The sequence below is a fragment of the Ensifer sp. ENS11 genome (assembly GCF_014851895.1).
GTDB lineage: Bacteria > Pseudomonadota > Alphaproteobacteria > Rhizobiales > Rhizobiaceae > Ensifer > Ensifer canadensis.
In genome coordinates, this window is the sequence record NZ_JACVAN010000034.1 from 21,242 (window position 1) to 47,432 (window position 26,191).

28 protein-coding genes and 1 tRNA gene are annotated in these 26,191 nt (G+C 61.9%); 12 read left to right on the forward strand and 17 right to left on the reverse strand.

Annotated elements, in window-relative coordinates; genetic code table 11:
• Window positions 1-49: 49 nt before the first annotated feature.
• On the reverse strand, window positions 50-553 hold the full coding sequence (locus tag IB264_RS33000; protein WP_158268966.1) for a methyltransferase: 504 nt from the start codon (window positions 551-553) through the stop codon (window positions 50-52).
• Window positions 554-770: 217 nt separating this feature from the next.
• Between IB264_RS33000 and IB264_RS33005 the strand changes: the two genes are divergently transcribed.
• Both IB264_RS33005 and ubiG read left to right on the forward strand, forming a co-directional pair.
• Window positions 771-1,319, forward strand: coding sequence for a dihydrofolate reductase family protein (locus IB264_RS33005; RefSeq protein ID WP_025424548.1), 549 nt, complete (start codon window positions 771-773; stop codon window positions 1,317-1,319).
• A 113-nt stretch (window positions 1,320-1,432) separates the two neighbouring features.
• Window positions 1,433-2,179 carry a bifunctional 2-polyprenyl-6-hydroxyphenol methylase/3-demethylubiquinol 3-O-methyltransferase UbiG gene (ubiG, locus tag IB264_RS33010; protein WP_025424549.1) on the forward strand — a complete coding sequence of 249 codons (747 nt, stop codon included), beginning with the start codon at window positions 1,433-1,435 and terminating at the stop codon, window positions 2,177-2,179.
• A 196-nt stretch (window positions 2,180-2,375) separates the two neighbouring features.
• Here the strand turns inward: ubiG and IB264_RS33015 are convergent, their stop codons facing one another.
• The 5 genes from IB264_RS33015 to IB264_RS33035 form a co-directional block, all read right to left on the reverse strand.
• On the reverse strand, window positions 2,376-2,942 hold the full coding sequence (locus tag IB264_RS33015; protein ID WP_025424550.1) for a GNAT family N-acetyltransferase: 567 nt from the start codon (window positions 2,940-2,942) through the stop codon (window positions 2,376-2,378).
• A gap of 129 nt (window positions 2,943-3,071) precedes the next feature.
• Window positions 3,072-3,500, reverse strand: a complete 429-nt coding sequence (locus IB264_RS33020; protein ID WP_057217349.1) for a DUF1178 family protein — start codon at window positions 3,498-3,500, stop codon at window positions 3,072-3,074.
• Window positions 3,497-4,354, reverse strand: coding sequence for a carbon-nitrogen hydrolase family protein (locus IB264_RS33025; RefSeq protein ID WP_025424552.1), 858 nt, complete (start codon window positions 4,352-4,354; stop codon window positions 3,497-3,499). The genes IB264_RS33020 and IB264_RS33025 overlap by 4 nt, the downstream gene beginning before the upstream one ends.
• 114 nt (window positions 4,355-4,468) lie before the next feature.
• Entirely contained in the window at window positions 4,469-4,726 is a 258-nt protein-coding gene (gene grxC, locus IB264_RS33030) for a glutaredoxin 3 (protein WP_038575627.1), read from the reverse strand.
• 47 nt (window positions 4,727-4,773) lie between these two features.
• A complete protein-coding gene (locus IB264_RS33035; protein ID WP_057217351.1) occupies window positions 4,774-5,550 on the reverse strand; it encodes a ComF family protein in 777 nt (258 codons plus the stop codon).
• 124 nt (window positions 5,551-5,674) lie between these two features.
• Between IB264_RS33035 and IB264_RS33040 the strand changes: the two genes are divergently transcribed.
• On the forward strand, window positions 5,675-6,553 hold the full coding sequence (locus IB264_RS33040) for an SAM-dependent methyltransferase (RefSeq protein ID WP_025424555.1): 879 nt from the start codon (window positions 5,675-5,677) through the stop codon (window positions 6,551-6,553).
• Between the two features lie 120 nt (window positions 6,554-6,673).
• On the opposite strand, the gene IB264_RS33045 is transcribed toward IB264_RS33040, so the two are convergent.
• The 6 genes from IB264_RS33045 to IB264_RS33070 all read right to left on the reverse strand — a co-directional run bounded on the left by IB264_RS33045 (window position 6,674) and on the right by IB264_RS33070 (window position 10,999).
• The gene (locus tag IB264_RS33045) at window positions 6,674-6,847 is read right to left on the reverse strand and encodes a Flp family type IVb pilin (RefSeq protein ID WP_063963353.1); all 174 of its coding nucleotides are present in this window, start codon (window positions 6,845-6,847) and stop codon (window positions 6,674-6,676) included.
• A gap of 74 nt (window positions 6,848-6,921) precedes the next feature.
• The gene (locus IB264_RS33050; protein WP_057210232.1) at window positions 6,922-7,242 is read right to left on the reverse strand and encodes a hypothetical protein; all 321 of its coding nucleotides are present in this window, start codon (window positions 7,240-7,242) and stop codon (window positions 6,922-6,924) included.
• A 180-nt stretch (window positions 7,243-7,422) separates the two neighbouring features.
• Window positions 7,423-7,836 carry an 8-oxo-dGTP diphosphatase MutT gene (gene mutT, locus IB264_RS33055; RefSeq protein ID WP_025424557.1) on the reverse strand — a complete coding sequence of 138 codons (414 nt, stop codon included), beginning with the start codon at window positions 7,834-7,836 and terminating at the stop codon, window positions 7,423-7,425.
• A 3-nt stretch (window positions 7,837-7,839) separates the two neighbouring features.
• Window positions 7,840-8,658: an N-acetyltransferase gene (locus IB264_RS33060; protein WP_057210235.1), complete on the reverse strand. Its 819-nt coding sequence runs from the start codon at window positions 8,656-8,658 to the stop codon at window positions 7,840-7,842.
• Window positions 8,659-8,767: 109 nt separating this feature from the next.
• Window positions 8,768-10,009: a bifunctional glutamate N-acetyltransferase/amino-acid acetyltransferase ArgJ gene (gene argJ / locus IB264_RS33065; RefSeq protein ID WP_025424559.1), complete on the reverse strand. Its 1,242-nt coding sequence runs from the start codon at window positions 10,007-10,009 to the stop codon at window positions 8,768-8,770.
• Between the two features lie 132 nt (window positions 10,010-10,141).
• On the reverse strand, window positions 10,142-10,999 hold the full coding sequence (locus tag IB264_RS33070) for a peptidylprolyl isomerase (RefSeq protein ID WP_057217353.1): 858 nt from the start codon (window positions 10,997-10,999) through the stop codon (window positions 10,142-10,144).
• Between the two features lie 244 nt (window positions 11,000-11,243).
• On the opposite strand from IB264_RS33070, the gene secA reads away from it, so the two are divergent.
• The 3 genes from secA (at window position 11,244) to IB264_RS33085 (ending at window position 16,892) form a co-directional block, all read left to right on the forward strand.
• Window positions 11,244-13,958: a preprotein translocase subunit SecA gene (gene secA, locus IB264_RS33075; protein ID WP_025424561.1), complete on the forward strand. Its 2,715-nt coding sequence runs from the start codon at window positions 11,244-11,246 to the stop codon at window positions 13,956-13,958.
• A gap of 241 nt (window positions 13,959-14,199) precedes the next feature.
• Window positions 14,200-15,621, forward strand: a complete 1,422-nt coding sequence (locus IB264_RS33080) for a lipopolysaccharide biosynthesis protein (RefSeq protein WP_038575631.1) — start codon at window positions 14,200-14,202, stop codon at window positions 15,619-15,621.
• Window positions 15,618-16,892: a GNAT family N-acetyltransferase gene (locus IB264_RS33085; protein ID WP_025424563.1), complete on the forward strand. Its 1,275-nt coding sequence runs from the start codon at window positions 15,618-15,620 to the stop codon at window positions 16,890-16,892. The genes IB264_RS33080 and IB264_RS33085 overlap by 4 nt, the downstream gene beginning before the upstream one ends.
• A gap of 6 nt (window positions 16,893-16,898) precedes the next feature.
• Here IB264_RS33085 and IB264_RS33090 read toward each other — a convergent pair whose 3' ends face one another.
• Window positions 16,899-18,548, reverse strand: a complete 1,650-nt coding sequence (locus IB264_RS33090) for an AMP-binding protein (protein WP_057210239.1) — start codon at window positions 18,546-18,548, stop codon at window positions 16,899-16,901.
• 254 nt (window positions 18,549-18,802) lie between these two features.
• A tRNA-Leu gene (locus IB264_RS33095) sits at window positions 18,803-18,887 on the reverse strand.
• Window positions 18,888-19,211: 324 nt separating this feature from the next.
• Between IB264_RS33095 and IB264_RS33100 the strand changes: the two genes are divergently transcribed.
• Complete coding sequence (locus IB264_RS33100) at window positions 19,212-19,721, forward strand: disulfide bond formation protein B (RefSeq protein WP_025424620.1); 510 nt, start codon at window positions 19,212-19,214, stop codon at window positions 19,719-19,721.
• A 117-nt stretch (window positions 19,722-19,838) separates the two neighbouring features.
• Here IB264_RS33100 and IB264_RS33105 read toward each other — a convergent pair whose 3' ends face one another.
• Window positions 19,839-20,396: an HNH endonuclease gene (locus IB264_RS33105; protein WP_025424621.1), complete on the reverse strand. Its 558-nt coding sequence runs from the start codon at window positions 20,394-20,396 to the stop codon at window positions 19,839-19,841.
• 107 nt (window positions 20,397-20,503) lie between these two features.
• Window positions 20,504-21,151, reverse strand: a complete 648-nt coding sequence (locus IB264_RS33110) for a DNA-3-methyladenine glycosylase (protein WP_025424622.1) — start codon at window positions 21,149-21,151, stop codon at window positions 20,504-20,506.
• A gap of 54 nt (window positions 21,152-21,205) precedes the next feature.
• Between IB264_RS33110 and gluQRS the strand changes: the two genes are divergently transcribed.
• Complete coding sequence (gluQRS, locus tag IB264_RS33115; RefSeq protein ID WP_025424623.1) at window positions 21,206-22,096, forward strand: tRNA glutamyl-Q(34) synthetase GluQRS; 891 nt, start codon at window positions 21,206-21,208, stop codon at window positions 22,094-22,096.
• Window positions 22,097-22,102: 6 nt separating this feature from the next.
• Here gluQRS and IB264_RS33120 read toward each other — a convergent pair whose 3' ends face one another.
• Complete coding sequence (locus tag IB264_RS33120; protein ID WP_025424624.1) at window positions 22,103-22,984, reverse strand: YihY/virulence factor BrkB family protein; 882 nt, start codon at window positions 22,982-22,984, stop codon at window positions 22,103-22,105.
• Window positions 22,985-23,167: 183 nt separating this feature from the next.
• Here IB264_RS33120 and IB264_RS33125 point away from each other — a divergent pair, with 183 nt between their 5' ends.
• From IB264_RS33125 to IB264_RS33140, 4 genes are all read left to right on the forward strand, one after another.
• The gene (locus IB264_RS33125) at window positions 23,168-24,001 is read left to right on the forward strand and encodes an SDR family oxidoreductase (RefSeq protein WP_025424625.1); all 834 of its coding nucleotides are present in this window, start codon (window positions 23,168-23,170) and stop codon (window positions 23,999-24,001) included.
• 23 nt (window positions 24,002-24,024) lie between these two features.
• Window positions 24,025-24,228, forward strand: a complete 204-nt coding sequence (locus IB264_RS33130) for a twin transmembrane helix small protein (protein WP_025424626.1) — start codon at window positions 24,025-24,027, stop codon at window positions 24,226-24,228.
• A 16-nt stretch (window positions 24,229-24,244) separates the two neighbouring features.
• Entirely contained in the window at window positions 24,245-24,823 is a 579-nt protein-coding gene (locus tag IB264_RS33135) for a cob(I)yrinic acid a,c-diamide adenosyltransferase (protein ID WP_025424627.1), read from the forward strand.
• Between the two features lie 137 nt (window positions 24,824-24,960).
• A complete protein-coding gene (locus IB264_RS33140; protein WP_025424628.1) occupies window positions 24,961-25,755 on the forward strand; it encodes a rhomboid family intramembrane serine protease in 795 nt (264 codons plus the stop codon).
• The last annotated feature ends 436 nt before the right edge of the window (window positions 25,756-26,191 follow it).

Here is a 26,191-nt window from a genome sequence, read left to right on the forward strand (position 1 = left end):
AGCCCGGGCCGGAACCGCACCCGGGCTTTGCCCATGCCGTCCAGTACTTTCATCCGAGGCGACCGTTTTCGGATTGACCCGGTCGTGCGATCACGCAAACGACGTCGCTGCGGTCGACCCGATGGGTCCTGACGTTTGCCACGCTCCATCGGCTATCGGCAAGGCGGGCTTCGATCCGGCTGGAAATGTCTTCGGCACTGCCCGACGGCTCGTCGTCAAAGATCAGCAACCGCCCGTCCGGCTTGAGAACCTGCGCAAGTACCGCCAGTTCGCGCGATGGATCGCCCCTTGCAAAGACACAGACACGGATGGCGAAAGCAGCATCGAAACGCGCGTCGCCAAAATCCGCTCGCGCCAGCTCAATAGCCTCAAAGTCTGCCCTGCCGACCGCGACATAGCTGGCGTTTCGTTGTTTCGCCGCCGCGATCATCTTCGCAGAGCGATCGATCGCAACGATCCGCCCATCGGCCAGTTTCTCGCAAACGCCCGTAACTGCGACACCGTGACCGCAGCCGATCTCAAGCAGCCAGTCCGATGGTTGCGGTGCGATCATTTCTACTGCCCAACCGATTCTGCCTTCCGCGTGCATGTCCCCTCCTCACGCAAGCCCGCCGTCGAGTGCGGGACGATACCATGATCGGCTTGATGGTCGTCCGGGACTTTCCGATATCAAAATAAAACCACTTGCAATATAAAATCAGTTTTGCGATGATCCGCTCATCAACGAACCGTGCCGCAAATAGCGGCAAGGGAGAATGGGAGGAACGACTATGCGCAAGGTCATCATGTGGGACATGGTCAGTGTCGACGGCTTCTTCGAAGCACCAGGCCATGACATCAGCTGGTTCGTCTTCGAGGACGAACTCGCAGCCTATATCGGCGAGACCCAGCTTGAGGCCGATACGCTGCTCTTCGGCCGGGTGACCTATGAGATGATGGCGTCTTACTGGCCCGAAGCCGAAGGCGATATCGCCACCTTCATGAACGGCGTCGAGAAATACGTCTTCTCCCGCTCCCTCAAAAGCACCGACTGGCACAACACCACGCTCGTTACCGGCGACGCGGTCGCCGAAGTCGAACACCTGAAGGCGCTTGGGGGTGGTACCATCTTCATTTTCGGCAGCGCCGATTTTGCCGCAGGCCTGGTGGAAAAGGGCCTTGTCGACGAATACCGGCTTGGCATCAATCCGGTACTGCTCGGCGGCGGCGTGCCTCTGTTCAAATCGTTGCCGACGCGCACCACCCTCAAGCTCACCCACACGCGACCGCTCAAGTCCGGCGTCGTCATCCTGCATTACCAGCCGCAGCCGGATGTCTGATCGGGGCGCTCGCCCCGCGGCCGCTCCCGATGCGCTGTTGCGGCCAGGGTCCGCCTCTTGACATCCCTGCCCGATCGTCCGACTTCATCAGGCAGAATGAAGGAGACGGCAGCATGAGCGAGACAGCGCGCACGACGATCGACCAGAGCGAAGTAGACCGCTTTTCGGCCATGGCCGCCGAGTGGTGGGATCCGACGGGAAAGTTCCGGCCGCTGCACAAGTTCAATCCGGTGCGCCTTGCCTATATCCGCGACAGGGTTGCCGAGCATTTCGGCCGCGATCCGAAGAGCCCGCAGCCGCTGAAGGGCCTGCGCCTGCTCGATATCGGTTGCGGTGGCGGGCTGCTGTCGGAGCCGATGGCCCGCATGGGCGCTGACGTCGTCGGCGCGGACGCTTCGGAAAAGAATATCGGCATTGCCAAGACCCATGCGGCCGGCAGCGGCGTTAACGTCGATTATCGGGCCGTGACGGCCGAAGCCCTCACGGAAGCGGGCGAAAGCTTCGACATCGTTCTCAACATGGAAGTGGTCGAGCACGTCGCCGATGTCGATTTCTTCATGACCACCTGCGCCCATATGGTTCGCCCCGGCGGCCTGATGTTCGTCGCCACCATCAACCGCACGATGAAGGCGGCGGCATTGGCCATCTTCGCCGCCGAAAACGTTCTGCGCTGGCTGCCGCGCGGCACGCATCAATATGAAAAGCTCGTGCGCCCCGAGGAATTGGAAAAACCGCTGGTGGCAAGCGGCCTGGAACTGACCGAACGCACCGGCGTATTCTTCAATCCGCTGTCCAACCAGTGGAACCTGTCGAAGGACATGGACGTCAATTACATGATTGTCGCCAAGCGCCCGCTCTAACGCAGCCGGCCCTTCGCATCCGCATCAAATCCTATGCAAAGCCCTCCGCCGACGCCGTTCGCCGGGGGGCTTTGCTTTTAGCGCTACTGCATAGTTCCTTAAATCGGATCCGATTTTAAGGACAAAATTATGCAGCAAGTTTAAAACGCTACAGCGTCCTTTGTGCGTCATATTTGACGCACGGCGCTGTAGCGCCTCAAGCCACCTTCGGCCGCGCCTGCCACTCATGCTGAAGCAGCGCGTAGATGAACTCGTCCCCCCATTGGCCGTTGAACAGGTCGTTCTGGATCAGATGCGCCTCACGGCGCATGCCGAGCCGCTCGACGACCCCGACGGAACCGGCGTTGAGCGGGTCGAGACGGGCAAAGATCCGGTGGAAGTTCAATTGGAAGAAACCCAGGTCGAGCACTGCCCGCATCGCTTCGGTGGCATAGCCCTTGCCCGAAAATGCCGGATTGAAGATGTAGCCGGCTTCAGCCTGCCGCGCCGCCTTGCTGGCGAGCTTCAACAGCACCTCGCCGACAAGCGCGCCATCCTGCCTCCGTTCGACCGCAAAAACCGCGACATCGCCATCCGCATCGAGACGCGGGTCGCTCGCCTTGGCGAATTTTGCGCGCGCGCCGTCCTCGTCAAGCGGATTGGCATAGAGATAGCGGTAAACCTCCGGCAGCCGGTGATAGGCATGGAACCCGTCGAAATCCTCAGGCGCAAAATGCCTGATCGTCAGGCGGTCGGTGGAAATGCGAAGGTCGGAAAGATCCATAGCGCTCAAAATCCCGGATTACAAAGATCCGGAAATGGGAACCAACGATCTGTTTTTAAAGGGTGTTTGCTAGATTTCGCCTGAGAGCGCTGAAAGTCGGTGGCGCGAGCAGGCATTGCGCTCTGCAGGTCAGTTGACCTCGTCGGGCAACACCGGCAGTGGCGCGATCGCGATGCCCTCTTCGAGAAGCGCGACAGCCTCTTCCACGGTCGCCTTGCCGATCAGGCCGCGTCCATCCGTCTCGCCATAGTGGATCTTGCGGGCCTCTTCGGGAAAGCGGTCACCGACATCCTCGGCATTGTCGCGCACCGCCTTGACGAGTTCGCGGATTTTCGCGACGGTTTCCTTCTGCGCCTGGTCCATGACCAATGCCCGCGTCGCTTCCTTCTTGCGGGCGGTCGCGACCGACGGTGCCATCAGTTGCTTGGCAACCGACGTGGAATTGCAGGTGGGACAGGAGACGAGCTTGCGCTCCATCTGGCGGTCGAAATCGTCACTCGACGAGAACCAGCCCTCGAAAGCGTGGCCCTGATCGCAGGAAAGCGTGTAGCGAATCAAGCGGCAACGCCTCCTTTTCCGGTCGGCAGGACATGATCCAGCCCAAAGCTGCGGGCATTCCTGAGGTTCGGGATCTTGGCGCGGGCCACATGCACGGCGGCCACGTCTATTTCAGCCAGCACGATCCCCTCGCCGGCAGCACCCGCTGCGGCGAGCACCTTGCCCCAGGGGTCGACGATCATCGAATGGCCAAAGGTCTCACGCCCGTCCTCATGCACGCCGCCCTGTGCAGCGGCGATGACGAAGAAGCCGTTTTCGATGGCACGGGCGCGCAGCAGGATTTCCCAATGCGCTTCGCCCGTCTGCCGGGTGAAGGCGGCCGGTACCGACATCACCTCTGCGCCTGCAACCGCCTGCTGGCGGAACAGCTCGGGGAAGCGAACATCGTAGCAGATGGCAAAGCCCAATTTGCCGAAATCGAGGTCGGCAAGGCGTGCCGTGCTGCCCGGGGTGTAAGCAGCGCTCTCGCGCCAGCTTTCGCCATTGTCGAGATCGACGTCGAACATGTGGATCTTGTCGTAGTCACAGATTTTCACCCCATCCGGACCGAAGAGGAAACCGCGATTGGCGATCTTGCCGTCGGCAAGGGCAATGGCGGTCGAGCCCACATGCAGATGAATGCCGAGTTCGCCAGCAAGCGCTGCCGCTTCGCGAACGATAATATCGTTTGCCTCGTCCTTGAGTACGGCCCGCAAGCCGGCACGATCGCGCTGGAGCGCACCCGTCATCTCCGGCGTCTGGACATAGATCGCCCCGTGACCAGCCGCCTCGCGCACCAGCCGTGCCATCGTCTCGGCGTTTCGTGCCGGATCGACGCCAGAACACATCTGGATGGCGGCAGCCTTGAATGTCATCGCAGTCTGGCTCCTCAGGGCATTTCCCGGAAAGGCACGAAGCAGCTCTCCGTCGGAAATGCGCAAAGCTTATGAGATGGAGCGCTTCGCCACTCCATCCAAAGCGGCAACGGTCTAGGCGACGAGCATTTCGTCGAGCTTTCCGGCGCGCTCGAGCGCGTGCAGATCGTCGCAGCCGCCGACATGGATATCGTTGATGAAGATCTGCGGAAATGTGGTTCCGCCATGCGATTTCTCGATCATCTTCTGGCGCACCTGCGGATCGTAGGTTGCATCATGCTCGAGGAACGAGACGCCCTTGGTTTCCAGAAGCTTTTTGGCAGCCGAGCAATAGCCGCAGAACTGACGCGTATAAATAACGACCGAAGCCATGTTTCCTAACCGCTCCTTCACCGGCAACGATGCCGGACTTCCATTTGTCATATAAGACCGGACATGGCTCTTGCAAAGGTTAAAACCGTGACGTGGCCGGCCCCCGCCCGCTTCAGCGCGCGGGTCGCGGCCGAAACGGTGGCGCCGGTGGTATAGACATCATCGACGAGAACGATGCGTTTTCCGACGAGACCTTGCTTGCCGCTTTCGGTGACGGCAAAGGCGCCGCGAACATTGTCTTCACGCGCCTTGGCGCCGAGCCCGACCTGCTTGGTCGTGCGCCTGATCCGGCGAAGCGTTGTCGGCAGGTAGGGCCGCCCGGACAGTGCGGCGACGGAACGGGCAAGCTCTGCCGCCAGGTTGTATTTGCGCCCCCAGAGCCTGAAGGCATGCAGCGGCACCGGGATGATCGCATCCGCGGAGGCGACGGCACCATCGCTCGCCCGGACCATCCATTCCGCCATCATCGGAGCAAGATCGGTGCGGTCCCGATATTTCAGCCCATGCACGAGTTCACGCGCGATGCCTTCGTGGATCGCAACGGAGCGCAGGCGGTCGAACACCGGCGGATCGGCGATCGCCTCGGGCGACACCGTTCCCTCGCCGTGATCATGGGCAAACGGCAGGCCGAGGATTTCGCAGTAGGGCCGCTCGAGCAGTTGAAGCGTCGACCAGCAGGGCGCACAGACGGCCCGGTGACGACCCATCAGGCGTCCACAACCGCAGCAGACGGGCGGGTATACGACGTCGATGAGATCAACGCCGATCCGCCGCAGAAAGGCCAGGCAATCCGCCAGGCCAAATTGCCGCTCTTCCCAGTTCATGAGGTTGACTTTGCCGTCGTGTGGGTTTCTTTGCAGGACGCTGTAGCACTTTGAAATTCTGCATGTTTACTCCCTTAATCGGTTTCGATCCGGGGAAGCAATCATGCTGCCGGAGCAGAGTACCGTGGAAATCATCTTTGACCAGAGCCTTGTCGAGGCCCACCGTCGCCGGGCGCTGCGCAATGCCGACCCCAAGGCAGCCTTCCTCCTCGATATCGTCGCACAGGAGCTGGCCGACCGTGTCAGCGTCGTCGAGCGACAGTTCGACAGGGCTATGGAATTGCACGGCTACACTGGCGCAACAGCCCTTCGGCTTCTGGAAACCGGCAAGGTCGGAACGGTCGAGCGGGTGGAAACGGATCCAGGCTTCGGCACGACCGCCATGCCGGTCGCGATTGCGCCACTCGAGCGCATCCCGGCCGAGCCCGAGACACTCAATCTTCTCGTCTCCCCGCTGTCGCTGCATCTCACCAACGACACGCCCGGCGCCTTCATCCAGGCGCGCCGATCGCTGAAGCCGGACGGGTTGTTCCTGGCAGCTATTCCCGGCAATGGAACGCTGAACGAGTTGCGCGAGGCGTTGCTTGCCGCCGAGGCCGAGCTGACCGGGGGCGCAAGCCCGCGCGTCGTTCCCTTCGCCGACGTTCGCGACATGGGCGCATTGCTGCAGCGGGCGGGCTTTGCCCTGCCGGTGGCGGACGCAGAGACCTATACGGTGCGCTACGATTCGCTCTTCGCGCTGATCCGGGATTTGCGGGCGATGGGCATGACCAGCCCGCTTACAGCGCGCAGCCGGACACCCGTGTCCCGGCGCTTTTTCCTGAGGGCTGCGGAAATCTATGCCGAGCGCTTCTCCGACCCGGACGGCCGCATCCGCGCGACCTTCTCCGTCGTCTACCTCTCAGGCTGGGCACCGCACGAAAGCCAGCAGAAACCGCTGAAGCCGGGCTCTGCCAAACAGCGGCTGTCGGAGGCTCTTGGGACGAAGGAAAGACCGGTCTAGGAGCATTTCCAGGAAAAGTGCCAGCGGTTTTCCGCCAGGAAATGCGTAAAAACAAAGAGGTGGCGCGCTCTGCGACCTCGTCCAAAGCGGAAACGCGCTAAGCGTCCGGTCCGATCAACGTCAACTCATTGCGTTCTGGAATGTCGTTGTCAACAGCTCGAAGATGGCCGTAAGCGCTGCCTGTATCTGCTCCATTCCGAGAAGCAGGCTGACAGAAATGATCGCTGCGATGAGACCGTACTCGATCGCTGTGGCCGCGCTTCTATCGCGAATAAGGCGCTTCAACGTGTCCATAGGTCCCCAGCCCGGTTGGAACTCACTTCCCGACCGGCAGACACGCAAGGAACCAGTCCGACGCGCCGCCCGGATCAGCAGCCACTCTTGCTGCCGTCGGCATCGATGATGCAGACCGCACCCGGCATTTCCTGAAGCACGCTGCGGCGCACGGTATAGCGCTTGGTGGTGCCGTTCGAGGGGATAGAGCCGGTCGAAATATTGTCGTAGTCCACCGGCGTGTTCGCCAGCATGCGCTTGTCCGTCTTCGAGGACAGCATCGGTGTCAGGATCAACGTCAGTGCAATCACCGCTGTTCCAAACAGCAGCGACAGATTGAGCACGCCTGTCCGGCGGGACTGGCTCGTCGCCATGTCCTTCTCCTGAACCGTCCTCCAGAAATCGTCGTCTACCATCCAAGCCTCACAAACGCAGAAGGTGCGGCGAACGGGAGCATCCTTCCCAAGCTTCGTTTGCCACATTGTCCGAAACCGATACGCCGCTCGCTGAACGTTACGCACCGAAACTGAATTGAAGTTATCTTTGCGGGAGGGAGATAAACGATCGATTAATAATCGGTCGGTTTTTGGGTAGGTTCAGAGCAAATCCATAAGAAATGGGATGAGCGGCTCATCGGCAGGAGGCATCGGGTAGTCGCGCAGTGCCTTGGAGCGCACCCATTTGATCGCCTGGCCCTCCCGCCCAATCGCCACGCCTTCATAGCGACGGCAGACATAGAGCGGCATCAGCAGGTGAAAATCGTCGTAGGTATGGCTGGCAAAGGTCAGCGGCGCCAGGCAGGCAACCTTGGTCTGGATGCCGAGTTCTTCGTCCAGTTCGCGGATCAGCGTTTCCTCCGGCGTCTCGCCGGGCTCCACCTTGCCGCCGGGAAATTCCCAGAGGCCGGCAAGCGATTTGCCCTCAGGACGCTGCGCCAGCAGGATGCGGCCATCAGAATCCACCAAGGCGCAAGCCGCGACGAGAACGATCTTCTTTCCGATAGCGTCCATCATTCAAGCTTTCGGCGTGCGGTAGAGATAGCTGTAGACATCGCGGAAACCGGCGCTGCGATAAAGCGCCAACGCCGCCTCGCTGGTTGCCTCGACCTGTAGCCATGCCTTCTTGGCGCCGCGCAGGCGCGCCCAGCGCAACGAAACGTCGAGCATGGCTTTGCCCAGCCCCTGTCGACGGAAATGCTCATCAACGGCAAACAGCATGATGCCCGCGAGATCGTTGTCCTGAACGACGAGCGATACCGCCGTCGGCCCGCTTTCCACGTCCTCGAACAGGAACAGCCCGCTCTCCGGCTTGATCGAATTGATGATCTCGGCCAGTGCCGCCTTGGTCTTGGGGTCTTCCTTGCCGATGCGGATGCGTGCGTCGACGAAGCGGCCGACGTCCTTGATCGGCAGATGGTCAATGCCATCACCAAAGTCGCGCTCGGCGATATCAGCCATCATCACGGTGCTATGGGAGAAGGCGGTCCAGCCTTCGGCATCCATGTGGGCGATCAGTTGCGGCGGCGTCAGCGGCGTCTGTCGCACGGTCAGTGGCCGGTCGTAGTCGGCAAAGCGCCTGGCAGCCTTTTCCAATCGAACAGGGATGTCGCGGTAATCGGAGGGATCGAGCGGGTTGACCGAATTGAGACGCTTGGAATCGTGGCCAGCATTCAGCCGGATCAGCCAGCTGCCGTCATAATGGACCGACGCCGCCGGCCAGGCGCGAAAGCCGACGGCCTCAAGCCGCCGTACGCTCGGAAGATCAACCATCCGCTTGTCCTTGCCTTCAGCCGCGGCATCGCCTGCGGACGGCTGGGTCTCGATCGATGTCATCTGCTTACCCCCAACAGGCCAAACCAATTACCGACAATGCGAGCAGCTTTGGGAGCTGCAAGCCCCGGGGGAGCTGCAAGCCCCGGGGAAAAGACTGCGCGCGAAGACGTCAGCTTCTGTAGTCGCCGTTGATCTCGACATATTCCTTGGTGAGGTCGCAGGTAAAGACCGTCGCACGTCCGGCACCAAGCCCGATATCGACGCGGATCGGGATATCCTGCGCCTTCATGACCGCCGTGGCGGCGGCTTCCGAATAGGTAGGATCGCGCTCGCCCTCGACGGCGACCCGCACATCGCCGAACCAGATGGCCAGCCGGTCGCGCTCGGCCATCTCGCCGGACTTGCCGACGGCCATGACAACGCGTCCCCAATTGGCGTCCTCACCCGCAACCGCGGTCTTGACCAGCGGCGAATTGGCGATCGAAAGCGCGATGCGCTTCGCGGCCGCGTCGTTCTCGGCACCCTCCACCGTAACGGCAACCATCTTGCGCGCACCTTCGCCGTCGCGAACGACCTGGAGAGCCAGATCGCGCAACAGATCGTTGAGGGCCGCCCGGAAGGCGTCGAGCTTCGCATCGGAAGCATCCGTCACTTTCCGCTGGCCATCGCCGGCAGCAGCACCGGTCGCAAACAGCATCAGGGTGTCGGACGTCGACGTGTCGCTATCAACGGTAACCGAATTGAACGTCGGGCCGACTCCGGCCGAAAGCAGCGCCTGCAGCGCCGCTGGCGCGATGTCGGCGTCGGTAACGACGAAGGAGAGCATCGTCGCCATGTCAGGCGCAATCATGCCAGCACCCTTGGCGATGCCATTGATCGTCACCTTCACGCCGTCGATCTCTGCGCTGCGGGTGGCGACCTTCGGATAGGTGTCCGTGGTCATGATCGCCTTGGCGGCCTCGAACCAGAAGTCTTCGCGGCCGGCAGCGGCGAGATCGTCGAGCACGCCTGCGAACTTCGTCGCGTCCAGCGGTTCGCCGATGACGCCGGTCGAGGCCAGAAACACCTCACTCTCGGCGCAACCGGCAGCCTTCGCCGCCGATTTCGCGGTCAGTTCCGTCGCGTCGCGGCCCTTCTTGCCGGTGAAGGCATTGGCATTGCCGGAATTGACGACAACCGCACGCGCAACGCCGCCGCCAAGGCTCTGGCGGCAGAAGTCGACAGGCGCTGACGGGCACTTGGAGCGGGTGAACACGCCGGCAACAGCCGCAGGCTTGTCGAAAACCATCATCAGCACGTCGGTACGGTTCTTGTACTTGATGCCGGCGGCGGCAGTTGCCATGCGAACACCGCGCAAGGCGGGCATTTCGGCAAAGGTTTTCGGAGCGAGCGGAGAGACGGAACCGGACATGGGAAACCTGCGTGAAGAACGTGGGGTCAAGGTGGCGTTGCGACAAATGCCCGAGCGGCTTTCGGGCCGTCGGGCATCGACAAGAAACGTAGATCGGCGAGCCTTGCCTAAAGCACAACCCGCCGGTCGAAATTACTTGGCTTCCTGCGCCTTGTTGGCCTCGTCGTAGGCCTTCTTCAGAGCCGGATCGGAAATCTCGACACCGGCGTCCTTCTTGGCAGCAGTAAGAAGCTCAACGTATTTGTCGCGCATGACAAGCTGACGAACCTGCGGCTCGACCTGCTCCAGCGCCGGCGGGGCCTGCGGACGCTTGTCCTCGACCAGGATGACATGGAAGCCGAATTGCGTCTTCACCGGCGTCTTGGTGTAGGCGCCCTTATCGAGCGTGAACACGACGGCGTCGAATTCAGGAACCATGCGGCCCTTGGTGAAGTAGCCGAGGTCACCGCCGTCATCCTTGTTCGGATCGGAGGACTTGGCCTTGGCCAGCTCGACGAAGCTCTTGCCGGCGTCGAGTTCCTTGATGATTTCCTTGGCCTCTTCCTCGGTCTTGACGAGGATATGACGTGCCTTGATTTCTTCCTGCACCGGAACCGCGGCGATTTCCTTGTCGTAGCGTGCCTTCACCTCTTCCTTGGTGATCGCGTCGACGACGTGCTTCTTGAAGAAGGCGTTGTGCAGTTCGCGCTCGGTCAGGTAGGCCAGACGCTGCTTGAAGGCCGCGTCGTCCTGAAGGCCTTCCTTCTCGGCCGTCTTCGACAGAAGCTTGACGTCGATGACAGCCGAAAGTGCTGCGGCGCGCTTCTGGTCTTCCGGCATCTGCTGCAGCTGCGGGTCGAGACCACCAAGGGCGAGGTTGAGCTCGGACTGGCGCACTTCTTCGCCACCGACCGTGGCGATGACAGGGTCCGCATCTTCGGCGCGCGCGACACCATGAACGGCGATCGCCGCAACCAGGGCCGCAGCGGCCAGGGTCTTAAACTTCGACATGCTCGTAACCTTTCACCTTTGGCCGTCAACGCGATTGCATTGGGCTCGTAGCGGCTGAACACCACCAGAATGTGGCGGTTCTGTAGCCGTCCAGCCACGCAAGTGCGTTGACATAATTCGACCCCCCTCTTATCTGTCACGCAACCTCGCGTCCAGAACAGTTTCCGGGCGTTTCACGGCATTGCGCGGTTTTGACGGTGCGGCCAGTGGAACCCAAGGCAACAAAAAAGAAAGGACCATTCATATGGTCAGTCTCGGCGGCCTAGCCCGCAAGTTGTTTGGCTCCTCCAACGAACGCCGTGTGCGTGGCTACAAGGCCAGAGTGGATGCCATCAACGCTCTTGAAGCCGATATGAAGGCTTTGTCGGATGAGGCACTCGCCGCCAAGACCGTGGAGTTCCGCCAAGAGTTCGCAGACGGCAAGACGCTCGACGATCTGCTGGTACCGGCTTTTGCCGTTGCCCGCGAGGCGGCCCGCCGCGTCCTCGGCCTGCGCCCCTTCGATGTGCAGCTGGTCGGCGGCATGATCCTGCATGAGCGCGCCATTGCCGAAATGAAGACCGGCGAAGGCAAGACACTCGTCGCGACCCTGCCCGTCTATCTCAACGCGCTTGCCAGCAAGGGCGTGCACGTTGTCACCGTCAACGACTACCTGGCCCAGCGCGACGCCGCCACCATGGGCCGCGTCTACAGCTTCCTCGGCCTGTCGACCGGCGTGATCGTCCACGGCCTCACCGACGACCAGCGCCACGCGGCCTACGCCTGCGACATCACCTACGCAACCAATAACGAGCTCGGCTTCGACTATCTGCGCGACAACATGAAGTATGAGCGCGCGCAGATGGTCCAGCGCGGCCACTTCTTCGCCATCGTCGACGAAGTGGACTCGATTCTCGTCGACGAAGCGCGCACGCCGCTGATCATTTCCGGCCCGCTCGACGACCGCTCCGATCTCTACAACACGATCAACGAGTTCATTCCGATGCTCTCGCCGGAAGACTACGAGATCGACGAGAAGCAGCGCTCAGCCAACTTCTCCGAAGAAGGCACCGAGAAGCTTGAAAACCTCTTGAAGCAGGCCGGCCTGCTCAAGGGTGAATCGCTCTACGACATCGAAAACGTTGCGATCGTCCACCACGTCAACAACGCGCTCAAGGCCCACAAGCTGTTCCAGCGCGACAAGGACTACATCGTACGCAACGACGAGATCGTCATCATCGACGAGTTCACCGGCCGCATGATGCCGGGCCGCCGCTATTCCGAAGGCCAGCACCAGGCGCTCGAAGCCAAGGAAAAGGTGCAGATCCAGCCCGAGAACCAGACGCTCGCCTCGATCACCTTCCAGAACTATTTCCGCATGTATTCCAAGCTCGGCGGCATGACCGGTACGGCCTCCACCGAAGCAGAAGAATTCGGCAACATCTACGGCCTGGAAGTCATTGAAGTTCCGACCAACCTGCCGATCAAGCGTATCGACGAGGACGACGAAGTCTATCGTACGCAGGGCGAGAAGCTCAAGGCGATCATCGACGAGATCAAGTCGGCGCACGAGCGCGGCCAGCCGATGCTGGTCGGCACCACGTCGATCGAGAAGTCCGAACAGCTTGCCGATCTGCTCAAGAAGTCCGGGTTCGACAACTTCCAGGTGCTGAACGCGCGCTATCACGAGCAGGAAGCCTTCATCGTGGCCCAGGCCGGTGTACCGGGTGCGGTGACGATCGCCACCAACATGGCCGGTCGCGGTACCGACATCCAGCTCGGCGGCAACGTCGACATGCGCATCCAGCAGGAACTCGCAGAGGTCGAGCCCGGCCCCGAGCGCAACGACCGCGAACAGGCGATCCGCGCCGAGGTGCAGCAGCTGAAGGAAAAGGCGCTGGCAGCCGGCGGACTTTATGTTCTCGCCACCGAACGCCACGAAAGCCGCCGTATCGACAATCAGCTGCGCGGCCGTTCCGGCCGTCAGGGCGACCCCGGCCGGTCCAAGTTCTACCTGTCGCTTCAGGACGACCTGATGCGCATCTTCGGCTCCGACCGCATGGACGGCATGCTACAGAAGCTCGGCCTCAAGGAAGGCGAGTCGATCGTCCACCCCTGGATCAACAAGGCGCTCGAGCGTGCGCAGAAGAAGGTCGAAGCCCGCAACTTCGACATCCGCAAAAACCTTCTGAAGTACGACGACGTGCTCAACGACCAGCGCAAGGTGATCTTCGAGCAGCGCATCGAGCTGATGGATGCCGAGAGCGTCACCGAAACCGTCACCGACATGCGCACCGAAGTCATTGAGGACATCGTTTCCAAGCGCATCCCCGAGCGGGCCTATGCCGAGCAGTGGGACGTCGAAGGCCTCAAGGCCGACGTGCAGCAGTACCTCAACCTCGACCTGCCGATCGCCGAATGGGCAGCCGAAGAAGGCATCGACGAGGCGGACATCCTCGAGCGTGTGACGGCGGCCACCGACAAGGCGGTTGCCGACCGTGCCGAGCGTTTCGGTCCCGAGATCATGCAATATGTCGAGCGCTCGGTCATCCTGCAGACACTCGACCACCTCTGGCGCGAACACATCGTCAATCTCGACCATCTGCGTTCGGTCATCGGTTTCCGCGGCTATGCCCAGCGCGACCCGCTGCAGGAATACAAGTCCGAGGCCTTCGAACTGTTCCAGGCCCTGCTCGGCAACCTGCGCCAGGCCGTGACGGCCCAGCTCATGCGCGTCGAATTGGTCCGCGAAGCGGCCGAGGCGCCGCAGCCGGCGCCGCCGCTGATGGAAGGTCACCATATCGACCCTCTGACCGGCGAAGACGATTTCGGTCGCGGCTCCGACTCGCTGCTGGCGGTCGCACCGGCAAACCGCAACCCGGCCGATCCGTCGACCTGGGGCAAGGTCTCGCGCAACGAAGCCTGCCCGTGCGGTTCCGGCAAGAAGTACAAGCATTGCCACGGAATTTACGAAGCCTGATCTGAAGATGCCGCCTCCGGGCGGCATTTTTGTTTGTGGGGCCGCAAAGCGCGCAGACCGCCCTGTCGCCAGGCACAGAGTTGCCCGCTTTGCCGTTCGACCATCGTGCTCACGGCCGGCGATCCAGCAGCATCCGATCGGCCCCTTTCCCTGAGGCAAGGACCCCGACTGAACCGTTTGTTAACGCTGATCTGGCACAACCAAACCCTGTATTGCGTAATCTCAGGGTGTTCTCGTGTTCATGGCGGTATGTCAAACAGCCGGACGAATGCTGCCGTCGGCGCTGCGACACCGCCTGTCTCCGCTCATCGGCGTGCTGGTCGCCGCCCTGACCGAACAGGACCCGAAGAATACGGCGCGACGTATGGCGCTTGTCGCCTTCGTCATCCGCATCCTCAGCGCCGCAATCGCATTCCTCTCCCAGATCATTCTTGCACGCCTGATGGGCGAGTTCGAATACGGCATCTTCGTCTTCGTCTGGGTGTTGGTGATCCTGTTCGGCAACCTGTCCTGCGTCGGCTTCCATTCCGCCGTCATCCGCTTCCTGCCTGAGTATCAGGCAACCTCCGCGCTCGCTGAAATTCGCGGGCTGACGACCACCGCCCGGATCTTTGCGCTGATGTCGGCAAGCACACTGGCCATCGTCGGCTTCCTGGGGTTGTGGCTCTTCGCCGACCGGATCGAGGACTACTATCTCGTTCCGCTCTATCTCGGCCTGTTCACATTGCCGATGATCGCGCTTGGCGATGTGATGGACGGCACCGCCCGCGCCCATGGCTGGCCGCTTTCGGCAATGAGCCCGACATTCATCATTCGCCCGCTGCTTGTGCTCGGTTTCATGGTGCTGGCAACAACGATGGGCGAGCCGCATACGGCGCCGACCGCCATCGCGGCAGCCATGGCCGCCGCCTATGTCACGACCGTCAGCCAATTCCTCGCCCTCACCTGGCGCCTGCGTTCGCGCTATGTCAGCGGCCCGCTTCGCATCGAAATGGGACGATGGCTCAAGGTCGCGGTGCCGATCTTCCTGATCGACGGCTTTGGCTTCCTGCTCACCAATTCCGACGTCGTCATCGTCGGCGTCTATCTCAAGCCCGACGATGTCGCGGTCTATTTCGCCGCCGCCAAGACGATGGCGCTGGTGCACTTCGTCATGTTCGCAGTCAAGGCGGCCGCCGGCCCACGGATTGCAGGCGCCATGGCCGCACGCGACCGCAGGCAATTGGCAGGCATCGCCGTCGAAAGCGCGCGCTGGGCATTCTGGCCGTCGCTCATGGTCGGCGCAGCGGTCCTGCTTGCCGGCCCCTTCCTGCTCTCGCTCTTCGGTCCCGCTTTCCTCGGCGGGCTGCCGCTGATGGCCATCCTCTTTGCCGGCATCATGGCCAAGGCCTTCATCGGACCTGCCGAAATCCTGCTGACGATGGCCGGCCAGCAGATGCTCTGCGTGATCCTTTACGCCGGCGCACTGGTGGCCAACATCACGCTAAACTTGTGCCTCATTCCACTTTTCGGACTAACCGGTGCTGCATTTGCAACCGCCGGTGCTATGTTCGTCGAGGCTATGCTGCTTCATTTCGCCGTAAGGCGCACCTTTGGCTTCGCACTCTTCGCTTTCGCAAGCGGGCGTTCGAGCCATGACAACAACGGGGCGATCCATCCATGATCGGCAATACCAATCTTCCCGCTGACGCAGACGATAGGGCTGCTCGCATTCTTGGCGGGCTGGCACCGATGGGCCACTCCCATCCGCAGGCCGAGCACATGCTCGAGGTCGGGCGCCCCGGACGGCATCTTTCGATCTACCCGGCCAAGGCCGGCTACGAATTGCAGCGTGAGCTCGACTTCCTGTCGAACCGGGCGCTTGAGCCGAACGTGTTCTTCACCGGCCATTTCCTGGCGCCGGCGATGCCCAGGCTCGAGGAACGCGTGATCCGGCTGGCCATCATAAGGGACAATGACGAGCGCCGCAGCCGCATGCGCTTCCTGATGCCGTATTCGATCGAGAAGCCCGGTTTTTCGATTGGCGCCTCGATCATCCGCGCCTGGTCCAATCCCTTCGGTCCGCTTGGCGTGCCGCTGCTCGATGCCGAAGACGCCGCCGAAACCATCGACAACCTGTTCGAGGCCCTGACCAATCCGTCGGCAAGCCTCCCCCCGGTTCTCGTGCTGCCGGATCTACGCCTCAAGGGCAAGTTCGCGCAGCTGGCGCGCGCCGTCGCCATCGGCCGGAACCTGCCGCTGACGGTAACCGACACGTTCAGCCGGCCGATGCTCGAAAGCCTGCTCGACGGTCCGACTTATCTGAAGAAATCGATCAGCCCGGCACATTTCCGCGAATTGCGACGCCAATGGAATCAGCTGGAAAAACGCGGGCAGCTTGCCTATTCGGTCGCGCGCCAGCCGAGCGAGATCCGCATTCGCATGGAGGAGTTCCTTGCGCTGGAAGCGTCCGGCTGGAAGGGTCGCGAGCGGAGCGCCATGGTGCTGGACCGGTTCCGCGCAGCCTTTGCCCGCGAGGCAATCACCAACCTCGCCGAAGCAGACAGCGTCCGCATCCACACGCTCGATCTCGACGGCAAGGCGATCGCCTCGATGGTGGTGTTCCTGATGTCGGGCGAGGCCTATACATGGAAGACGGCCTACGACGAACGTTACGCGAAGTTTTCGCCCGGCAAGCTGCTGCTGGCGGAGCTGACCGAATGGCACCTCGATGACGCCAACATCGCCCGCTCGGATTCCTGCGCCGTTCCCGACCACCCGATCATGAGCCGCTTCTGGCAGGAACGCGAAGAGATGGGAACACTCGTCATCGGCCTGCAGCAGACGCGCGACCGCGACGTCCGCCAGGTCGCTGCCCAGCTGCACCTCTACCGCAACACCCGCAACATGGCGCGGATGCTGCGCGAAAAGATCAAGGCGCTCGCCGGGCGGTGACCTCGTTCAGGCCGAGGGTGAGTGCGGCGGCTCCGCCGCTGCCCGCTCGCGCAGGAACCGGCGAATGACCTTGCCCGATGTCGTCAGCGGCAGGCTGTCTACGAAGGCGATCTCGCGCGGATATTCGTGCATCGACAGCCGCGTCTTCACCCAGTCGCGGACGGACTGGGCCGTCTTTTCGTCGCCAGCCACACCCGGTCTCAGAACGACATAGGCCTTGACGATTTCCGTGCGCAGCGCGTCGGGCTTTCCGACGGCCGCGGCCAGCTGCACATCCGGATGGCCGGCAAGGCAGTCCTCGATCTCTCCAGGACCGATGCGATAGCCCGAAGAGGTGATCACGTCGTCATCGCGCCCGAAGAAGGTGAAATAACCTTCGCCGTCCATCACGCCCTGGTCGCCGGTTGTCATCCAGTCGCCGATGAACTTTGCTTCGGTGGCCTTGTCGTTCTTCCAGTAGCCGAGAAACATCACCGGATCCGGCCGTCGGATCGCCACCTGGCCGACGGCTCCCGCCGGCAACTCCCGGCCGTCGGCATCGATGATCGCCACGCGATGCCCCGGCGCCGCCTTGCCCATCGAGCCAGGCTTTACCACACCGAGATCAGCGGCGGACGAAATGACGATGTTGCACTCCGTCTGGCCATAGAACTCGCTGACATCGAGGCCGAGCGCGGCCCTGGCCCATTCGAAGGTTTCGCGCCCGAGCGCCTCGCCGGCCGAGCCGATGGTTCTGAGGTTGAGACGATATCGCTCGCGTGGCATTTCGATCGCCTTCATCAGCCGCAGCGCCGTCGGCGGAATGAAGGCGTTGCGGACATCCATCTCTTCCAGAATGCGAAAGGCGGTGTCCGGATCGAACTTCTGCGCCGGTGACGAGACGACGGGGACGCCGAGCAGCAGCGAAGGCAAGAGCGCGTTCAGCAATCCGCCCGCCCAGGCCCAGTCCGCAGGCGTCCACATCCGATCACCCGGTTGCGGCAGGAAATGATGGTGAAACTGAAACCCCGGCAGATGGCCGAGCAGCACCCGGTGGCCATGCAGCGCGCCCTTGGGCGGCCCTGTCGTCCCTGAGGTGTAGATCATCAATGCCGCATCGTCGGGCGTGGTATCGGCGGCAACAAAACCATCGGCATCGCCTGAGGCAAGGTCGGTGAAGTCGAGCGTGCCGGGAACGCGTTCGGCGCCGGCCAGCACGACCAGCCGTAGATCCGGCAGCCGGTCACGGATGGCCGCGACCCGCTCATGACCGAAAGCATTGGTGACGATTGCCGCAGCACCTGCGTCCAGCAGGCGGTACTCCAACGCCTCTACTCCAAACAGCAGGGCCAGCGGCAGGGCGATCGCGCCGAGCTTGTAGATGGCGGCGTGCGCGATGGCAGCCTCGAACCCTTGTGGCAGCAATATCGCCACCCGGTCCCCCGGCCTGATCCCCTGGCGTTCAAGCCCGCGCGCGAAGGCCGAGGATTGCTGGGAGAAGGCGCCGTAAGTCAGCGTTCGATGGCCGCCATCCGGGTTGAAATGCTGAAGGCAGATGCGCTCCGGCTCTTTTGCCGCCCAGGCATCGCTCACCGCAACGCCGATGTTGAACTTCTCGGGGATCTGCCACTGGAAAGCGCCGTAGAGTTCGTCGTAATTCTCGATTGTCGGTAACATGGCCCCGCCGCAACAGACTTCTGCTGCACTGCACCTAACATCTTCGCCCGCCTCTGTTCAATGACCCGGCATGACGAGGGCGACCTCACTGTCTATGTCAGCGCCACGATTGCAGGCCCGAGGATGGTCAGCAGGATGTTGCCGATGGCGCCCCTGTTGCAGTGGCTCGCATCAAGCGGGCAGTAGACAGATTCGCCACTCACGGACGTCAAAGATGGGATGCGGGATCGACCGGTGCGGGAAAAACTGAGTGATGGTGCCCCATGCCGGGGTCGAACCAGCACTCCTTTCGGAACTCGATTTTGAGTCGAGCGCGTCTACCAATTCCGCCAATGGGGCTCAGGGATATAAGATATCAGCGGCTGGGATTTACACGAAGGTTTTTGCCGTGGTCAACCATCAATTTCAACGAAAGCACGTCGCCCAAAAGTGTGCACCGGTTTTGCGACTACGGCATGCACAAAAGCAGGAACGCAAACGTGCGGCAAGCGATCCCAAGAGATCGCGACACGGCTTGGCGGAGCGACAATCACGAAAGCGTGCAAACATGACGCAGAGGACGCGATTTACAGCACGCGCCGTCGCACCTAAGAAGGCCTTATTCAGTTGCAATGCAGCATATGCCGGATACTGATCCGTTATGCTTTCCAGCATGAGGTACGCATGATCGACGCTTCCACCGCTACCCGCCACCACCTGTTCATCGCCGTTCTCCTGACGCTCGGCATGGCGGCGACCGTCGGCGGTGCGCTCGGTTTCGAGCATATCGGCGGATATATCCCCTGTGCGCTCTGCCTGCTGCAGCGCGATCCCTACTACTACGGCATTCCGCTCGGCATTCTGGCTGTTATCACCAGCGCCTTGAAGCTGCCGACCTGGACGACGCGCACCCTGCTTCTGGCGATCGGCATCCTGATGCTCGTCGGCGCCGGCATGGGCGTCTATCACTCGGGCGCCGAATGGGGCTTCTGGGAAGGTCCGTCGACCTGCGCCACGACAGCGCAGGGCGTATCGTCCAATGTCGGCGATCTCCTGGGCGACCTCGATTCCAAGCACGGCCCGTCCTGCACCGAGGCGGCGCTTCGGGTGCTCGGCTTGTCCTTTGCCGGTTGGAACGTGATTGCCAGCCTGATCTTTGCAGCGATCGCCTTGCGCGGCGCCGCAAAGGCCTGATCTGCGAGGCCGGAACGGCCGACCCAAAAGTAACGCCGCATGATGAAGGATCACGCGGCGTGCTCCATGCCCCAGCTCAGGGCCGGACTTCGTCCAGAAAGCAATGGTCCAAATGCCTCAGGGCTGCAGTTCGACATCCCAGTAGAGATAGTCCATCCAGCTTTCATGCAGGTGGTTCGGCGGGAAAAGCCGGCCATTGTTGTGCAGGTCCTGCACCGTTGGCTGGTAGGGCCTCTGGTGCGGGAACATGCCGGCCTGCTTCGGCAGCTTGCTGCCCTTGCGCAAATTGCAGGGCGAGCAGGCCGCAACGACGTTTTCCCAGGTCGTCTGGCCACCATGGGCGCGGGGCACCACGTGGTCGAAGGTCAGGTCGTCGGGCGTGCCGCAATACTGGCATTCGAACTTGTCGCGCAGGAAGACGTTGAACCGGGTGAACGCCGGATGACGCGACGGCTGCACGTAGCTCTTGAGGCAAACCACGCTCGGCAACCGCATCGAGAAGCTGGGCGAGGAGACCGAATGCTCGTATTCCGCAAGGATAATCACACGGTCAAGGAAGACGGCCTTGATCGCGTCCTGCCAGGACCAGAGCGACAAGGGGTAATAACTCAGCGGCCGATAGTCAGCGTTCAAGACGAGCGCTGGTAAGGCCTGCGGTGAGACTGCAATCGTCAAGCGTATTCTCCTGATCGATTCGGCATCTGCACCTTCTATATTAGGCCCGTTGCAACAGGATTGTGAAGCCGGAAAGAAAAAAGCGAACAACGGATTCGCTTTTTCCTTCAAGGTGTCACAGGAACAGCATCCCGCCGCATTTCTTGGGCGTAATAGGCCCAGAACAGACGTGCCGCGACGCTGCGCCAAGGCGCCCAGGACGCGGCCAGCGAATCAATCTCGCGGGCGGTCGGGCGCAGTTCGAGACCGAGCCCGTGGCCGATCGCGTTCTGAAGCGCGACATCGCCGGATGGAAAGACATCCGGATGCCCGGCACAAAACAAGAGATAGACCTCCGCCGTCCAGCGGCCGACGCCCTTGATGGTCGTCAGCTCGCGGATCGCCTCCGGGGCTTCGACATTGCAGATCGCGTCGAGGTCGATTTCGCCGGCAACGACCACCTGCGCAACCCGCCTCAGCGCATCGGCCTTGGCGCGGGAAAGCCCGATCGCCCGGCAATCCTCGTCGCTGAGCGTCAGGGCGGCAGGTGCGGTAATCTCGCCGAGCGAGGCTTCCATGCGTTTCCAGATCGCCGCAGCGCTTGCCTTCGATACCATCTGCGACACGATGATGCTGGCGATACCACGATAGCCTGGGTCGGTTCGCCTGAGCGGCACCGGCCCGGCCCTGGCCACGACATGTTCGAGACGGGCGTCGAGCATCATCAGGCCGGCAAGCCCCGCCTCGATGTCCTCATGTGTTCGGATGATCCGCATGGCGCCTCCAAAAAGCGGATGATTTTTATACCGCTTCCATGCCAAAGGGAAACGATGGCAGACACGTCATCCACGCAACCCGTTTTCCGTTTCGCACCGAGCCCGAACGGCCTTTTGCATCTGGGCCACGCGCTGTCGGCAATCCTCAACCACGATATGGCAAAAGCGTCGGGCGGACGGTTCCTGTTGCGCATCGAGGATATCGACCGGACGCGCTGCCATCCGCAATTCGAGGCCGCGATCTCTAGCGATCTCGCCTGGCTCGGGCTTGAATGGGAACAGCCGGTGCGCCGGCAATCGGACCACCTCGACCTATATGCGTCCGCACTCCAGCGGCTGAACGACATGGGCCTCGTCTATCCCTCGGTCCTGTCACGCGGCGAGATCAAGGCGGCGGTTGCCGATGCCGAAGCCCGCGGCAATGCCTGGCCGCGCGATCCGGACGGCGCGCCGCTCTACCCAGAGCGCGAGCGCGATCTGGGGGCCGATGCGCGCAATGCCATCGTTGCCGGCGACAAGCCCCATGCCTGGCGGCTGGACATGAAAAAGGCGGTGCTTGCGGCGGGCGCACCGCCGCTGACCTGGCAGGAAACCGGCAGCGGGCCAGATGGAGAGACGGGCCTCATAACGGCGGATCCGGCGGCCTGGGGCGACATCATCCTGTCGCGCTCCGATGCGCCGTCGAGCTACCATCTGTCTGTTATCGTCGACGATGCACTGCAAGGCATAACGCACGTGGTGCGCGGCCGCGACCTTTATCATGCAACCGCGGTGCACCGCCTGCTGCAGCGGCTGCTGGACCTGCCGGAGCCGGTCTACCACCATCACCGCCTGCTGCTCGGCGCCGACGGCCGCAAGCTTTCCAAGAGCAATCGTGACACTGGCATCTCGGCCTTCCGCGAGGCCGGCCGCTCGCCGGCCGACATCCGTGCTTTGGTCCTCTGATGGAATTCAGTCCTCGGTAGTGCGGGGGCTCTGGAAGCTGCGCCGCACCATGCGCTTGACCCGGTATTTGAGGATCGCCGCATTGATCTCTGCGCCGATGATGAAGATCGCCGCGACCATATAGAGGAACACCAGTACGATCATGATCGAAGCGAGACCGGCATAGGTCGAGACATAGGTCGCAAAGGTCGAAAGATAATAGGCGAAGGTGTAGCCGCCGATCGTCCAGCAGAGCAGCGTCAAGAAAATACCGGGCAGCACGTCAATCACTTTGCGGTGACCGTCCGGTAGCCAGAGATGCGACACCAGGAGCCCGCCCGTCACCACGACCAGGGCCAGTGGCAGACTCCAGTTGTCGACGGTTGCCAGCACGCCGTCGAGCCAGGGCAGCCATTCGCCGGCATAACGAAGCGCCAGCGGCACGGCGACGAGCAGGATGCTCAGCGCCGCCAGGATCAGCACCCCGGCAATCACAAACCCGAGGCTGGCAAGGCGCGTCACATACCAGTAGCGGCTTTCCGTCACCCGGTAGGCGCGGTTGAGCGAGACCCGCAAGGCCTCGACCCCATTCGAGGCGAAATAGGCGGCCGCGAGCACCGAAACGGTCAACAGGCCGCCACGCGGAATGGTCAACACCTGGACGATCTCGTTGGCGATCGGGGTAGCGATCGATTCCGGCCAGGCGTCGAAAATGAGATGGACCGCAGTCTCGGCAAACTGATCGGCACCAAGGAAGCTGCCGAGCGCCGTGCCGAAAATCAGGAAGGGGAAGACAGCAAGCAGGGACGAAAGCGCCACATGGCTCGCCATGGCCCAGCCGTCGTCCAGACTGAAGTGCCATAGCGCATCGAACACGACTTTCCAGGTGATGCGAATAAACGCTGGCATTTCCACTCCGGCCCAGTGGCGCCGCGGTCGCGTGCCTTCGCATGCGGATCCTGCGGCGCCGTTCCATGGCATTGACGCTCGTCCGACCGCGACAGCGTACACGGGTTTCGGCTCGCGCAATTCAATTGTATCCCGCCGATGAATATGGGAAACGGGGGCAGGATTGCTACAGGAATCGACAGGATGTCCGATCGTCCCACAATCATTGTCACCGGTTGTTCATCCGGGATCGGCGCCCATTGCGCCCACGCGCTGCATGCGGACGGCTGGCGGGTGTTTGCGACCGTGCGCCGTGACGAAGATCGAGGCGCCCTTGAAAGCCAAGGCATCGAGACCTTCCTGATGGACTATACCAAGCCGGAAACGATCGCCGCCCTGGTCGAAGCGGTGATGGCGCGCTCGGGCGGGCGCATCGATGCGCTGTTCAACAACGGCGCCTACGGCCAAGCCGGCGCGGTCGAGGACCTGCCGACCGAGGCGCTCCGGCTGCAGCTCGAAACCAATGTCATCGGCTGGCACGACCTGACGCGCCGGGTGATCCCCGCCATGCGGGCGCGCGGAAGCGGCCGCATCGTGCAATGCTCCTCCATCCTCGGCATTGTGCCCTACCGCTGGCGCGGCGCCTATAACGCATCGAAGTTTGCGATCGAGGCGCTGTCGCTGACCCTGAGAATGGAACTCGCCGGAAGTGGCATCAAGGTCAGCCTGATCGAGCCGGGGCCGATCGCCTCGAAATTCACCGCCAATGCCGTGACCTATATCGAGCGCTTCATCGACCTGAAGAATTCGGTCCACCGCGCCGAGTACGAGCGGCAGATGCGTCGCCTGAAAGGCGAGAGCAAACCGGTCGCGGGCAAGCTTGGACCGGATGCCGTATATGCAGTCCTAAAGCACGCGCTGGCGGCAAAGAGACCGAAACCGCACTATATTGTAACAAGGCCCGCCAAGCAGGGCGCGTTCCTGAAGAAGCTCCTGCCGGCAGCATTGTTTTACCGCATTATCGGCCGACTCGGCTGAGTGAAAACGCAAGGGAGCATTCGATGTCCAGTTTCGTCACCGGCCTGACCCTGTTCGTCATGGGGCTGGTCGTCATCGTTCTGATCCGCGGCCTCTTGAACATGATGAGGGGTGGCAGCAGCAGCAAATCCAACAAGCTGATGCAGGCCCGTGTACTGCTGCAGGCAGTCGCGATCGTATTGATCATGCTGACGCTATGGATCACCGGCGGCGGCCGCCCCGCCTAAGGAACGTGACGACACCATGGTCAAGCTCAACAAGATCTACACCCGGACGGGCGACAACGGCACCACCGGGCTCGTCTCCGGTCCGCGCCGCCTGAAGAGCGATCTCAGGGTCGATGCCTATGGCGCAGTCGACGAGACCAACGCCTTTGTCGGGCTTGCCCGGCAACACACCGCCGATGTCGCCGATCTCGATGCCACCTTGATGCGGATCCAGAACGATCTCTTCGATCTCGGCGCCGATCTCGCGACACCCGACACCGGCGAGAAGCCGGAATACGAGCCGCTTCGCATCGTCGCAAGCCAAGTCACCTGGCTCGAAACCGAAATCGATCGGCTGAACGCCGATCTCGAACCCCTGCGCTCCTTCGTTCTGCCGGCCGGCAGCGCCGCATCGGCCGCACTGCATGTGGCGCGAACCGTCGCCCGGCGTGCCGAACGGCAGATGGTGGCACTTGCCCAGCTCGAAGCCGAAATCGTCAGCCGCGAGGCGATCGCATATATCAACCGGCTGTCGGATTTCCTGTTCGTCGCCGCCCGTTGGGCAAACGACAAGGGCCATGCCGACGTCCTTTGGATTCCCGGCAAAAACAGATAACGTTTCCCCACTGCACAATCTCACCCTTAAGTCGGGCTCGATTAAAAGGTGAGACTGTGCAGTAAAACAAAGTGTTACGGCGACCATTGCGCGTCTGGACAGGCGCGGCGCCGTAGAATCACGCTTCGGGAGACCGCATGTTCATACCGCTTCACGATAAGAACACCCTGAAGCACATCAAGGTTCAGTATGTGACGATCAGCCTGATTGTCATCAACATCGTTGTTTGGCTGATAACCGGGCCGATCGCCACGGAAGAGTTCGCCAACGCGACGCTTCTGGGCTTCGGCTATATCCCGGCGCTCATCTTCGATTATGCCCAGCTCGATCCGTCGCTGATCATCGTGCCCGACGGTTTCACCTTCATCACCTATTCCTTCCTGCATGGCGGCTTCATGCATCTGGCGATGAACATGCTGTTTCTCTGGGTGTTCGGCGACAATGTCGAAGATGCGCTCGGGCACTTTCGCTTTCTGCTGTTCTACCTTGCCTGTGCCGCTGCCGGGGCCTTGGCCCATGGCCTGTTCGACCCGGCATCGGAAGCGCCTCTAATCGGCGCATCGGGTGCGATCTCCGGCGTGGTCGCCGCCTATTTCCTGTTGCATCCGAAGGTGCGCGTCTGGGTGCTGGTGTTTTTCCGCATCCCCCTGCCCCTGCCGGCGGCCATTCCGCTCGCCTTCTGGATCGGGCAGCAATTCTTCATGCTGGTGGTCGATCCGGGCAGCGGCGTCTCGTGGAGCGCCCATGTCGGCGGCATCGTTGCCGGGCTTGTCCTCGTGGTCATTTTGCGACGCCGCGGCGTGCCGCTCTTCGACCGGACGATCGTCACGCCGCGCGCCGTCGAGCATAAGGTGGAGTCCGTCGTCGTCACGCCGCAACCCACGCCGGAAACGCGGAAGCCGCCGACACCCTGGGGTCGACCAACCGTTTGAAACCGCCGGCTTGGCATTTCCAGCGCCCCGGTTTCGTCACCATTTCAAAGGCTTGATCGTCGCCGCATGATCGCGAAAGAACCGTCATGCCGCATCTGCGAAGAGGTCTTGTCAGCTCACTTTCTTACGTGTACGTAAACGTTATTCCAATTCTCGGGATTATATCGATTTAGCGTCATGCACAGTGATTGTAATTGGAGAAAAAACGCGTATCGATGTCGCCAACCGACAATCAGGCGGCTCCGTTAAGGCGCATTTTCCTGCGAAAGCTCTTGGAGGGAAGAATCCATGAAAATACTTGTGACGGTCAAGCGGGTGGTTGACTACAACGTCAAGATCCGGGTGAAGGCTGACGGCTCGGGTGTCGAGCTTGCCAACGTGAAGATGTCGATGAACCCGTTCGACGAGATCTCGGTGGAAGAGGCGCTGCGGCTGA